The 12814-nt window shown below is 53.6% G+C and carries 12 protein-coding genes; 7 read left to right on the top strand and 5 right to left on the bottom strand.

The window, feature by feature from the left end; genetic code table 11:
• Positions 1–3: 3 nt before the first annotated feature.
• The 6 genes from RAL91_RS15425 to RAL91_RS15400 all read left to right on the top strand — a co-directional run bounded on the left by RAL91_RS15425 (position 4) and on the right by RAL91_RS15400 (position 6531).
• The gene (locus tag RAL91_RS15425) at positions 4–885 is read left to right on the top strand and encodes a MoxR family ATPase (RefSeq protein WP_306257127.1); all 882 of its coding nucleotides are present in this window, start codon (positions 4–6) and stop codon (positions 883–885) included.
• On the top strand, positions 885–1985 hold the full coding sequence (locus RAL91_RS15420) for a VWA domain-containing protein (protein WP_306257126.1): 1101 nt from the start codon (positions 885–887) through the stop codon (positions 1983–1985). The genes RAL91_RS15425 and RAL91_RS15420 overlap by 1 nt, the downstream gene beginning before the upstream one ends.
• Positions 1982–2857 carry an amidohydrolase gene (locus tag RAL91_RS15415; protein WP_306257125.1) on the top strand — a complete coding sequence of 292 codons (876 nt, stop codon included), beginning with the start codon at positions 1982–1984 and terminating at the stop codon, positions 2855–2857. Before RAL91_RS15420 ends, RAL91_RS15415 begins: the two co-directional genes overlap by 4 nt.
• A 58-nt stretch (positions 2858–2915) precedes the next feature.
• The gene (locus RAL91_RS15410) at positions 2916–3764 is read left to right on the top strand and encodes an N-acyl homoserine lactonase family protein (protein ID WP_306257124.1); all 849 of its coding nucleotides are present in this window, start codon (positions 2916–2918) and stop codon (positions 3762–3764) included.
• Between the two features lie 20 nt (positions 3765–3784).
• Positions 3785–5392, top strand: coding sequence for an isochorismatase family protein (locus RAL91_RS15405; RefSeq protein WP_306257123.1), 1608 nt, complete (start codon positions 3785–3787; stop codon positions 5390–5392).
• A 281-nt stretch (positions 5393–5673) separates the two neighbouring features.
• Positions 5674–6531, top strand: coding sequence for a MurR/RpiR family transcriptional regulator (locus RAL91_RS15400; RefSeq protein ID WP_306257122.1), 858 nt, complete (start codon positions 5674–5676; stop codon positions 6529–6531).
• Positions 6532–6545: 14 nt separating this feature from the next.
• Here the strand turns inward: RAL91_RS15400 and RAL91_RS15395 are convergent, their stop codons facing one another.
• From RAL91_RS15395 to RAL91_RS15375, 5 genes are all read right to left on the bottom strand, one after another.
• A complete protein-coding gene (locus RAL91_RS15395) occupies positions 6546–7502 on the bottom strand; it encodes a phosphoglycerate dehydrogenase (protein WP_306257121.1) in 957 nt (318 codons plus the stop codon).
• Between the two features lie 8 nt (positions 7503–7510).
• Complete coding sequence (locus RAL91_RS15390; RefSeq protein WP_306257119.1) at positions 7511–8995, bottom strand: tripartite tricarboxylate transporter permease; 1485 nt, start codon at positions 8993–8995, stop codon at positions 7511–7513.
• 3 nt (positions 8996–8998) lie between these two features.
• Positions 8999–9484: a tripartite tricarboxylate transporter TctB family protein gene (locus tag RAL91_RS15385; protein WP_306257118.1), complete on the bottom strand. Its 486-nt coding sequence runs from the start codon at positions 9482–9484 to the stop codon at positions 8999–9001.
• A 90-nt stretch (positions 9485–9574) separates the two neighbouring features.
• Positions 9575–10522 (bottom strand): tripartite tricarboxylate transporter substrate binding protein, encoded by a 948-nt coding sequence (locus tag RAL91_RS15380; protein ID WP_306257117.1) that lies wholly within the window; start codon positions 10520–10522, stop codon positions 9575–9577.
• Positions 10523–10549: 27 nt separating this feature from the next.
• Positions 10550–12070: a sulfatase gene (locus tag RAL91_RS15375; protein WP_306257116.1), complete on the bottom strand. Its 1521-nt coding sequence runs from the start codon at positions 12068–12070 to the stop codon at positions 10550–10552.
• 321 nt (positions 12071–12391) lie between these two features.
• Here RAL91_RS15375 and RAL91_RS15370 point away from each other — a divergent pair, with 321 nt between their 5' ends.
• Positions 12392–12715 carry a hypothetical protein gene (locus RAL91_RS15370; RefSeq protein ID WP_306257115.1) on the top strand — a complete coding sequence of 108 codons (324 nt, stop codon included), beginning with the start codon at positions 12392–12394 and terminating at the stop codon, positions 12713–12715.
• Positions 12716–12814: the final 99 nt, after the last annotated feature.

The raw sequence follows: 12814 nt of genomic DNA, 5'->3' as shown, positions 1-12814 counted from the left end.
GCCGTGGCAGTCCGTCCTTCAATTGCTGGGATAAATTCGCCGGACGGTCTGCGGTCTGCGCTTGTTGGTGCGCAATATCTGGCGGATGAAGGCTTGTCGACGTCGGCCTATCTGGCACTGGCGCTGGGAAAACCGCTTTTGCTGGAAGGTGCGCCCGGTGTGGGTAAAACCGAAGCTGCCAAAGCAATTGGTGCAGTGCTGGGACGCACTGTTATTCGCCTGCAATGTTTTGAAGGCATTGATGCGGCGGCAGCGCTTTATGAATGGAATTATACGCGGCAGATGCTGGCCATTCGCCAGGCTGGCGATGAATATGTGAATATCTATGGTGATGAATTTCTGTTGGCCCGTCCCATGCTGGAAGCGCTGCGGTCACCGGAAAATACGGTCCTGTTGATTGATGAAATCGATCGGTCCGATCATGAATTTGAAGCGTTCTTGCTGGAGTTCCTGTCTGACTTCCAGATTTCAATCCCGGAAACCGGGACGGTTCGCGCCACTCAGGCACCGGTAGTCGTGCTGACATCTAACCGCACACGCGATCTGCATGAAGCGCTGCGCAGGCGCTGCGTCTATCATTGGATTGATTATCCAGATGCGGCGCTGGAAGCTGAAATCGTTATGACACGCGCCAGCACTGTGGTGCGTGCCACGGCTGACGCAGTCGTGGCAGCTGTCACACAATTGCGCGCAGAGCCATTGGCGAAGCCGCCGGGCGTGGCTGAAACCGTTGAATGGGCGGAAGCTGCAACATTGTTGCATTCGCAAGGCAATCCTTGGCCGCAGGCGTTTCGCAAGGCGATTGGCGTGGCGCTGAAAGATCATGACGATCTGACCTATATGCAGCCGCGACTTGAGGCGCTGCTTCCATCGGAGGCGGCATAATGCTTCCGCGCGCCATAGAACCTTTTGTCAATTTTGCTGGGGTATTGCGAGCGCATGGTTTTGCGGTGGCTCCCGATCAAACCAGCGGGTTTATTGAAGCCATTGGGCTGCTGGGTCCTCGGCATATGGATGATATCCACCGGGCGGCATTGTCGATGCTGGCAATTCCTCGAGAGCGGGAAACGGAGTTCGATGCACTGTTTCGGGCTTTTTTCATGGGGCAGACGATCGCCGCACCCGCCAGTGCCGGTGACGATGAAGAAGAGGTTGAGGCCTTTGAGGCCAGTGACGGCGAATCCGAGGTGCCTGAAGGCGATGACATAGAGGATTCCGGCGCTGAAGCGACGGTAGCTGAAAGTTTGAGCCAGCGCAGTTTCGGGGCGCGGGACGAAGCAATTGCCTTGCGGGATTTTGCGCGCCGTGCGCCCGGCAGTTTGCCGCGTCGTTTGTCTTACAGGCGGTCTGCCGCGCGTCGCGGAGACAGACTGAATATGCGCAAGGCATTGCGTGAAGCGGTGCAGCGCGATGGGGAAGTGTTTACTCTGCCGCAACTGCGCCGAAAGACCCGGCAACGGCGATTGTTACTGCTGATTGATGTCTCCGGCTCGATGAAAGAGCAGACAGACGCAACTTTGCGCTTTGCCCATACACTGGCACAGGTGGCAGACCGGTTTGAGGCCTTTACACTTGGCACGCGCCTGACCCGCATCACGCCAGCGCTTGCGCCGAAAGATAGTCAGGAAGCCTTGGAACGTACTGGCCGACTGGTTGCAGATTTTGACGGCGGCACACGTATTGGCGATGCGCTTCAGGCCTATTTGGCAGTGCCCAGATTTGCCGGGTTTGCGCGCGGGTCTGCCGTAATTGTGCTGTCTGACGGGTTGGAACGCGGGGAGCCGAATGCGTTGATTGACGCGGTCTGGCGTCTGTCACGCATGGCCTGGCGTGTGGACTGGCTGTCACCGTTGGCCGGAGATGCGGGCTATGTGCCTCAGACTGAAGCTCTGGCCGCTATTCGCCCATACCTCGACAGTCTGTCTGATGGCAGCGATACGCAGGCCATTTGTAACCACGTTTTGAACCTTGCGAGGGCTGCATGATTGACGCACATCACCATATCTGGCTGCAGAAGGATTTGCCCTGGTTGCTGGGACCTGAGCAACCACGCATATTTGGGCCTTACGCGGATATCAAGCGCGACTATCTGATTGATGAATATCTGAAAGACGTCAAAGGGCTTGGCATTACCAAATCTGTCTATGTTCAGGCCAATTGGGCACCGAACTGGTTTGAAGATGAGGTGGCCTGGGTGCAATCCGTGTCCGACGTAAGTGGCTGGCCTCATGGCATTGTCGGTTATGCGGATTTTATGGTCGATGATGTGCGGCCCCAATTGGACCGGCTGAAGAAATATCCCTTGATGCGCGGCGTACGCCAGCAACTGCACTGGCATGAAAACCCGCTTTATCGCTTTGCTGCGACACCGGATCTGCCGACCAATTCTGTGCTTCAACGCAATATTGCGCATCTGGGTGACTATGGCTGGACTTTTGATTTGCAGTTGTTTTCCGGTCAGATGGAAGCTGCCGTCGAACTGGCGCATGCCTGCCCGGATGTGACCTTCATTCTGCAGCATGCTGGCATGCTGGAAGATGCTAGCGAAGATGGCTGGGCTGCATGGCGCAAGGGCATGAAGCGGCTGTCCAAATGCAAGAATGTGGTGACGAAGCTTTCAGCATTCGGAACCTTTATTCATCGCAATGATCCCAAATTCATCGCCGAGATGGTTTCCGAAACCGTGGCGATTTTCGGGGCCAAACGCTGCATGTTCGGCTCCAACTTTCCGATTGAGAAATTGTGGACCTCCTATGCGGAGCTGGTTGCAGCCTTTCAGAAAGCCACCTCTGATCTGCCAAAAGCCCAGCAAAAGGCGATTTTTCACGACACCGCAGCGCGGGTCTACCAACTTTGACGCATCAATTCGCAATCACGGGCCGTTGGCCCATCGGACTTAAAAGGGAGAAACACATATGGCGCTGACAATTCATGTTCTCGACTATGGAGACATCGAACTGGAGACTTCATTCCTGGTGCTTGGCCATGAATGTGGCCGGGTGCGGCGGGTTCCGGTTTACGGCTTTCTGATCCTTGGCGGCGAATATCCAATTGTTGTCGATACCGGGTATCGGGACAATGCCATCATGGAATCGCTGGGAATGCGCGGGCTGCAGTTCCACGACAATATGATTGAAAATCAACTGGCCAAACACGGTGTCAAAATGGGCGATGTGCGCTACGTGCTGCACACCCATCTGCATATTGACCATGCGGGCAAGGATGATCTGTTCCCGATGAACACGACGGTGGTGATCAACCGCAAGGAAATGGAATTCTCTGTTTCCGGCATCATGTTTCCGCAATATCCAAAGCCGGATATTCTGCACCTTGTGGAGCGGATTTATGAGCCGGAAGCTATGCGGTTCCTTGATCTCGAAATTACTCAAGCTGAGGAAATCATTCCCGGCGTTTGGTGCGAAGCTGCCGGTGCACATACCGAAGGCTCCATGAATGTGATTGTTGAAACGGCTGAAGGTCTGGCCTGTATCTGCGGTGATGTGATTTATGATTTCAACGACCAGATCGTCAACCATGTTCACACCAATATGGATATGGAGCCACGGGTAACAGGCAATCATTCCGGCTCGAAGCGGGAAGAGAAGGGCGCTATCAAACGCCTTTTGAACAATTACAAATTCCTGCTGCCTGTGCATGATCGCCCAGCCAAAATTGATCGCCAGAAAGTGGTTGGCCGTTTGGGCATGACAGTTCCCGGCCCCTTGGTCGAAACTGTGCCAAACCGGGACTGGTTCCCCGCGTAAGGGGCTTGGAGGACAGCATTATGAGCCACACTGCGATTGACCGGAATTTCCACAAGCTCATTGATGAATATGCGCCTGTTGCCCAGTTGGGAACGGGATTTGTATTCACAGAGGGGCCGATTTGGCATCCGGTGCAGAACCATCTGCTGTTCTCTGATATGCCGGGCGATGTCCGGCGCAAATGGACACCGGATGGACGCATTGAAGAAGTCATGCGCCCGTCCAACAAAGCCAACGGCATGACCTATGATGCGGATTTGAATTTGTTGGCCTGCGAACATGCCACCAGTTCTGTTGCGCGTTTTCTGCCGGATGGCACGCGGGAGGTTCTGTGTTCTCATTTTGAAGGCAGGGAGCTGAATTCTCCCAATGATATCTGCGTACGCTCGGATGGCCGGATCTATTTCACAGACCCGACCTATGGGCGGATGGAACATTATGGCGTGCCACGGCCAACCCAACAAGGGTTTCAGGGCGTTTACATGCTGGAGCCGGGGCATAAACCGGGCGATGAGCCTGTGCTGGTGTCCGATCGGTATATGTTCAACCAGCCAAATGGTTTGTGCTTTTCGCCCTGCGAACGGTGGATGTGGGTCAATGATACCGATCAGGCCAACATCCGCATGTTTGATGTTGGCGATGATGGACGATTGACCAATGGGCGGATTTTTGCGTCAGGCATACGAGATTCCCTCAAACCGGGTCTGCCGGATGGCATGAAGTCTGATATCGAAGGCAATGTCTGGGTGACAGCGCCAGGCGGTGTCTGGGTCTACTCATTCCATGGCATGCTGCTCGGTAAAGTATCGGTTCCTGAAATGGTCGCCAATCTGCATTGGGGCGGTGACAATTGGGACACGCTGTTCATGACCTCCAGCACGTCGCTTTACTCGGTGAAGACAAAAGTGCGGTCGCGCAATGAACCTTTCATGAATCCCAATATTCACACCGGCGGAGCAACAAACGTGACTTCAGCGCAGCCAGAAGCCCGCACGCAACCACAATCACAGCCTGGCGGGGCCGGTTTGAAAATAGATCCGAGCAAAGCGGTTCTGCTTATCCAGGACATGCAAAATGACGTTATGATGGATGGCGGCGCATTTGCGGAAACCGGGTCTCCTGAACACGCAAAGCAGCAAAATGTGTTGGCCAATTCCGCGCGTCTGGCCGAGGCCTGTCGTGCAGCCGGTGTGTTGGTCATTCATGTGTGGCTTGTGTGTGAGCCGGGCCACCCGGCAATGGCACGCAACTCACCCTTGATGGAAGGTCTGATTGACGGGAATGCGATGGTTCGCGGTACGTGGGGCGTTCAACCCGCGCCGGGGCTGGAGCAGAAGCCTGGTGATCTGGTCGTGGAAAAAATGACTATGAGCGCCTGGGAAAGCGGACGTCTGGAAAATTACATCAAGGGTGCTGGCCGCAATGTCATCATCAATACCGGTGCCTGGACCAATATGAGCATCGAACACACGGCTCGGACCGGCGCTGACAAGGGCTATAAAATTATTCTGCCGGAAGATGCCTGTTCCACCATGAACGCAGACTGGCACCGGGTCTCCATTGAATACGCCATGACGAATGTGGCAACTGTCACCAATGTTGATGCGGTGATTGCAGCGCTGAGGTAAGCAAAAGAAAACCGGTGAAAGCTCCGTGCAGCTTTCTGCCTCAATTTGCTTGCGATAAAGCGCTGCTTTACGCACTGGAAAATATTGTCAAACGGACTGGGGTTTTGTTCCGAGTCCGGGACTGATCGGTGGTGGTCAAGTCTCTTCCTTGGCGCATCCCATCGTATGGTAGTGCGGCAAAAAATGGTCATTTACGAGCTTGTTTGTAGAAAAACGACTGGCCGAAGTTGCCCTTCTTGGTGTAGAAAATATACAAAGTTTATGTAATGGGATGATTTCAAATGACTAAAGTTCGCCGCGTTCTGGAAATGATCCGCGCTCGTCTGGAAACTTTTGGTGCCTCCGAAAGACGTGTGGCCGAATTGTTGCTTGCTACTCCTGATGCATTTGCGGGCGTAGGGCTGGCCAAGCTGTCAGAAAGTGCGGGCGTCAGTCAGCCAACCGTTATCAGGTTTTCCCGCAAGCTCGGCTTTGATGGCTATTCCGACTTCAAGGTTTCCTTTGCTCAAAGCATTGCCCTTGAGCCTCTCGCTGCACATCAGGACATTGACCAAACGGACGCACCATCTGACATCATCCACAAACTCTCACAGTCGGCAATCCAGGCCATCACCGGTGCGCGTGACGGGCTTGATCCTGATCAGGTGGGACGAGCCGGTAAAGTTATGGCCAAGGCACGGCGTGTCGAATTTATCGCGAACGGTGCCGCGTATTCTGTCGCGGTTGAAGGTCACAACAAACTGTATCGATTGGGTTTGCCCTGCAGCATCATCAGTGACTCGTTCACTCAAACAGTGATGGCCAACATTCTGGGGGCAGGCGATGTGATGGTTGTCATTTCTTTCAGTGGTACGGCGGCGATGCATCTGAGTGCGGTCAAGATGGCGCGAGCCGCAGGGGCAACGGTCATTGCCTTCACGCGCCCTGGTTCACCCCTGGCCAAAATAGCGGATGTGACTGTCGGGGTTTCTGTCCGGGAAGATTTTGAAGCCTTCACACCACTGTCGACGCCGCTGGCATTTATGCTGGCGTTGGATGCCGTTGTGGTGTGCGCCGCACCGCATCGCCCAGAAGGAACTGCAGAGCGTCACCAAATGGGGAAATTGGCGCTTGCCCGCATTCGGGACAATGCGAGTTGATGATGAAAGGCTGATCAGGTCGGGCGCGGCACGATCAAGCGCTCTTGCGGCACCTCATTGCCGGACAGGCAGGCAAGCAGAGACACCGCACACATATCAGCCATTATTGCTGTCGCGCTGGCACTGACTCCCGCGATATGTGGGGTCAGGATCACATTGGGTGCCGATCTCAGCGGGCTGTCACCCAGGGGCTCCTCAGCGAACACGTCCAGTCCAGCCCCACCGAGCCGTCCGTCATGCAAAGCTTCCGCCAATGCGGTTTCGTCCAACAATCCGCCCCGCGCAGCATTAATCACAATTGCGCCGCGTTTGATCGTTGCAATGGCGGCGGCATCCAATATGGGTTTGTCCACCGCAGGCACATGCAATGTAAGCACATCGGCCTGCGCAATGACCTGATCTATCGGTGTGGCAGAGGGCACGTTTGTGTTGTAAGGGTCATAACTCAGGATTTTCATCCCGAATGCTTCGGCTCTTTTGGCCACTGCCTGGCCAATCCGTCCAAACCCTATAATGCCCAATGTGCTGCCATAAAGGCCCGGGAATTTGGTTTTTTTCCAGCCACCAGCCATGACCTCCGCGTGGTTTGGTAGAATTGAACAGGCCAGTGATGTCATCAATGCCATGACCACATCGCTGACTGATTGTGTGTTGGCACCGGGCGAGATCGTTACCTCGATGCCACGTGTTTTCGCCGCTTCAAGATCAACATTGTCAAAGCCTACACCGAAGCGCGCAATGGTCTTCAAATTTGGCGAAAGAGCCATAATATCATCTGAATATGTCTCCAAACCACCAAGCACAGCAACAGCTTCAGGCAATCGCTTGCAAAGCTCATGACTTGTCAGTGTGACGCCAGTTTCATTCCGCCACAGTCGATACCCTGCCTCCTCGAGCTTTTTCAGCCCAGGGGTGTCGAGCGTGCCCAAAGGGGGAGGGTTAACCAGGATAAGAGGGGTGTTGTCTGACATGAGAATTCCTAGGCTTTTGCATTGCGCCTGAGCAGCTTCATCCATAGCGGCGACGTCAACACCAAGACGGTGAGACCAATAAACAGGCAAAAAATCGGGCTTTCGAAAAACCGCAACGGTTGGTCCCCGGTCAGCAGCAACCCACGTCGCAAACCTTCCTCAAAGGGTTGTCCCAGAACGTATCCAATCACGATGGGGGCGAGTTGAAATCCGCCATATCGCAAAAACAGTCCAAAAAACCCGGCAATGATTGCTACATAAACGTCCAGCATCGAACTGCGGACTGTGTAAGCTCCAATGAGCGACAGCATCATGACAATTGGCATCAGGACGGAAGCAGGAAGTTTCAACAGACGAGTAAAAATACCTGCGCTGAAAGCGCCGACAAAAAACAAAAGTATGTTAGCGAAGAACAGCGCCAGGAACATCATATTCACCAGCACCGGTTCGTCGACATAGAGCCGCACGCCCGGTGTGACGCCATGGATGATAAGCGCGCCGATCAATACTGCCGTGCCGCCATCTCCCGGTATCCCAAGCGCAAGGGTTGGGACCAGTGCGCCGCCTGTGACTGCGTTATTGGACGCTTCTGATGCAATGATGCCGTCCGGCTCACCTGTTCCGAATTTCTCTGAATTGGGAGAAGACTGTTTGCCATCGGCATAGCTGACGAAAGCCGCTGTCACGGCACCCACACCTGGCAAAACACCAATGAAGGATCCAATTGCGGAGGCACGCAGCAACTGTTTGCTTCGACTCATCCAGGCGCGGAGACCCGCAACCTTGAAGCCGACACGCCCTTCAACTTTGCCCTGTGCGCCCGGACCCGCGAAAGCTTGATGGAATACCTCTGACAGTGCGAAAATTCCCACCAGAATGGGGATCACGTGGAACCCTGCCGACAAGGAAAAATTGCCATAATCGAAGCGTGACAGTCCGGTAAAATTGTCTTGGCCAACTGTGGACAGGAACAGTCCCAGCAACGCAGCAAGCAGACCCTTGATCGTATTTCCGTGGCTCACCCATGCAATCGTCGTCATTGAAAAGATAATGAGTGCGAGGATTTCGATAGAGCCAAAATTGATAGCGACTTTGCTCAGTGTCGGCGCTGCAGTGACAAGGATTAGAACAGAGAAGATTCCACCGAATACCGATGCGCCTGTGGCCCACCCGAGAGCTTCATCCGCCCGACCAGCCTTGGTCATAGGATATCCATCCAGGACTGTCGCTGCGGATTGTGGTGTGCCGGGTACATTGATCAAAATGGCAGAGACGCTGCCGCCATAGACTGAAGAAACATAGACAGACAGGAGCAATATAATGGCCGGTCCGCTGTCAATCGCAAAGGTCAGTGGCAGCATCATGGCCAATGCGACCACAGTACCCAAACCGGGCATTGCACCCACGAAGGTGCCAATCACGACGCCGATGATCAGAGCGAGAATTCCCTGAAATGTGAAGATCAATGACAAGGATTCAAGTAAATTCTGCATATCCTAACCCAACCCGAAAGCAGAAAATACCTTGCCTTCGGGAAGGCTCAGTTCGGCAATTTGAACGATGATGTACCAGGCGATGACAGGCGCGATCAGGGCAACGCCTGTCAACAAGATCCATCGACGCAGACCCATTGCTGCGGCCATTGCTGCAATGCCAGGAACCATCGCAAGGTAGAACCCGAGACGGGGCATTGCGAAGGCAACGCCTAGGACAATAGCTGTGGCCATCGCAAAGCGAACCCAGCCCATGCGGTCCTGCCAGGCGACCGCCTCTGAAAACCCTGCTGATTTGGTAGCGGTCAAAAAACTGCGCACCAGCAACAGCGCTGCCATGAAAATGATCAGAACCAACAGAACGCGGGGCACCAGAACCGTGCGGGCCTCGTCCTTGTCAGACAGTGAAAACCAATCGGGATTGAATGTTGACCAAAAAATAATGGCGCCAAGACCGAGCAATGCGAACCCAAAGATCCGATCGCTCATCCGTTCCGCGCCTTGGCTATCACTATACATTTTGATGCCCTTCGTAGATTGCCGTCGCACCTGACAGGCACGGCGGCAATTTGATGTTGCCTACTTCACCAATCCAAGGGACTTTAGCAGTTCGCCATTGGTCGCATACTGCTTTGCAAAGAATGATGTGAAATCAGAACTGCCAAGATAGTTGATGTTCCAGCCAACATTGGCAATTCCGGCCTTGAAATCGTCTGAGGCCACGGAGGCTGCGCAAGCTTCATCCAGCTTGCTGACGATACCGTCGGGCGTTCCGGCAGGAACGAACAGGCCAAACCAGATGCCAAGATCGAGATCAGAACCATTGATTTCCTTGATCGATGGTACGTCAGGCAGGTCGCCCACACGTTCTGGAGCCAGCACCACCAAAGGGTTCAGACCCAGCTTTTTGCCTGAGCCGAACGGTTCCACCGTGAAATCAACCTCTTTGCCAAGGACGGCCTTTGAGGCACCGGCGCCGCCCTCGAATGGAACAAAGGTGAATTCGGTGTCGAAGGCCTGGCCCAGAGCAGCCTGTGCCATATGGGGCACCGAACCTTTGGGCGGGCCACCGACGAGAACAGTTTCGCCGGATTTGGCGGCTTCAACCAGTGCTTCTATGCTTTGATATTTGCCCTCTTTGTTTACCAGAACGGCCAGCGGACTTTTTACCATCAGGCACACTTCCTCCCAGCTTTCGCCATTATAGGGCAGCTCTTTGCGGTGCGGTTGAGTGGTTGCAGTGCCAATCGGCAGAACACCTATGGTGTAACCATCTGCATCTGACTGGGCCAATTGTGTTGCGCCAATTGTGCCGCCAGCTCCGCTTACATTCTTGACAACAAAGTTTGCGTCAAAAAACTTTTCGAATTCTGCTGCCATCAGACGGCCGGTCGCGTCAACGCCGCCGCCGGGGTTAAATGGGATCAGGACATTTACGCGTTTTTCAGGGTAATTTGTATGTCCGTCCGCCAATGCGAGTGTTGGCAGCGCTAGTAGGGTGACTGTTGCAATCAGTTTCAGTTTCATTGTGGGTCTCCTCCTCACGTTTTCGAATTATGCTGGCACTTCAAGGCCAAGGCGTGTGTAGGCCTCAGGCGGGGCTTCATTGCGTTGCATTTGGGTAATCATCAATTCGATCATGCGTGCCTCGACATCGGGATCATCAAGAGGCTGCACCTGACCGGGATCGGCTTTAACATCGTAAAGCTGGTTGAACATATCTGACGGCGGCCCGCCCTGCCCAGGAGGCCGTTTTGCGTCCTTTCGGGCGAGGATTTTCATGACCGGGTAGTCGCCAGTGAATTCAAACTCCGAGGTAAACTCTACGCCTTCAAACTCGTTGGCTGCGAAAAAGCTTTTCGTATGCAGCGGCAGAAGCGTGTATTCATAAAGTTCCTGATCAAAGAAATTCGTTGGATATCGGAAATAGGTATACTGTCCGTCCGTCACATTGGTCGCAGCGCCGAACAGGCCGTAGATCACTGCGTCATGGTGTGCTTCGTCTTTATCCATGAGTTGCAGAATTGATTTGCCCAGAACAGTATCTGGCACCTCATTCACTCCATGCACATCCAGAATGGTTGGCATCAGGTCTTGAGTTTGTGTCAAACCGCTACGCCGCTCTCCGGCCATGTCGGCGTGGTCAGGGTGGTAAACGACCAGCGGAATATGGCTGATCTCCTGATAGAATGGCTGGCGGTTCTTGGCCCACCAATCATGCTCACCCAGCATCACTCCGTGGTCTGTAGTCAGGATCACACATGTGTCTTTCCACATGTCATGCTCGTCCATGTAATCGATCAATTTACCAAAATATTCATCCACCATCGTCAGCAGAGCGGCATAGTTGGCACGCACTTCCCGCACTTCTTCATCGGTTTCACGCACTTCACGGTAGCGCGGCCAATCGAGAATGGGTCCTTCATAATCGGTCGGGTACATATCCCGAAATCTTTGTGGTGCCTGAAACGGCTCGTGTGGGTCAAAACACTCAAGTTGGAAAAACCAATTGTCTGAATCGCGGTTAGTATCGAGAAAATCGAACATCCGGTCGAAGCACTGCACCATCGGGAAATCTTTTTCCTCAGATATCTCGGTTCGGTTGAGCATGTTTTGCAGACGCCCAGAGAACTGGCGGACGTCCTCATATTGCATATCGTGATACTTGTTTTTGAACTCGGCCAGCGGCGGCTCAACCACTGCTTTCCAGGCATCCCATTCTTGTCCGCGCACAAAATCCCAAGTTGTGAAGCGGTTATGAAACGTCGACCCGCCATCTTCAAAATAGTGATAATGGTCGGTCAACATATGGGTGTAGGTGCCATTGGCGCGGAGAATTTCCGAATAGGAAGGGTCATAGGGTTCCAGCGGTCCCCAAGACCGATGAAGGAAATTGACCCGTCCAGAATGCATGTCGCGCCGAGCTGGCATACACGGCATTGAACCCACATAATGGTTGTCAAACGTCACGGAGCGTTGGGCAAACCTCTCCATATTCGGTGTGATGACATCACCACCATAGGTCTGCAATGCATGACGGTTGAGCGAATCAAATAGAATAAACAGCGTTTTCATGAGGCCTCCCAAGGCGTGTATGGAGAACAATATGTATTTTTTCTACATTCTGTCAACTGGAGCAATGATGCTTTTCTGAAAAATTTCAAATGGCTTTGAAAGCACCAAATTCGGATGTTTTGGCGATTTATGCCCTTAAGGACTTGACGCGTAATCCAGCCAGTTGTGTGGAATTCATGGGAAAAATCATCTGAATGGTCATGTTTTTGTAGAAAAATTACGGATATGCGAGTGATGATGTAAATACTTGATTGAGTTCCCAGGCGACAACTGAATGGCAGCGCGCATATTCTGCTGCGCGTCTTTGGCAGCAAGGGTGGGTTGGAGTGGGCTCAGGAAGAGCCAAATATTCTTTGGGTGCATGATCTGGACGCATCCACGCGAAAAATCACTCGTGGTTCGCCTGAAGCGGGCGAGGCGGCAAGCCGTGTCACGCGCATTCCCGCTGGCCATCCGGAAGGCTATCTGGAAGGGTTTGCAACCATCTACCGGAAAGCCGCCGAGCTGATACGCGCCGCTGATGGTGATTGTGTTTCTGACCCGGCAGCGATGGCTCCGGACTCGGCAGACGGACTTGCCGGGCTGCAATTCATTGATGCGTGTGTGCGCTCAAATCTGCAGGGATCCAGCTGGGTGCGGATCTGATCTATCCGGATCTGATTAGGCTGCATTCAGGATATCACCGCGCTGCCCTCCAATGCCATCACATCCATTCAATCCAAATTCGAATTCTGATGCAAAGCA

This window comes from Pararhizobium sp. IMCC21322 (assembly GCF_030758295.1).
GTDB lineage: Bacteria > Pseudomonadota > Alphaproteobacteria > Rhizobiales.
The sequence above is the reverse complement of the archived record's forward strand: the minus strand, read 5'-3'. Positions and strand labels throughout refer to the sequence as shown.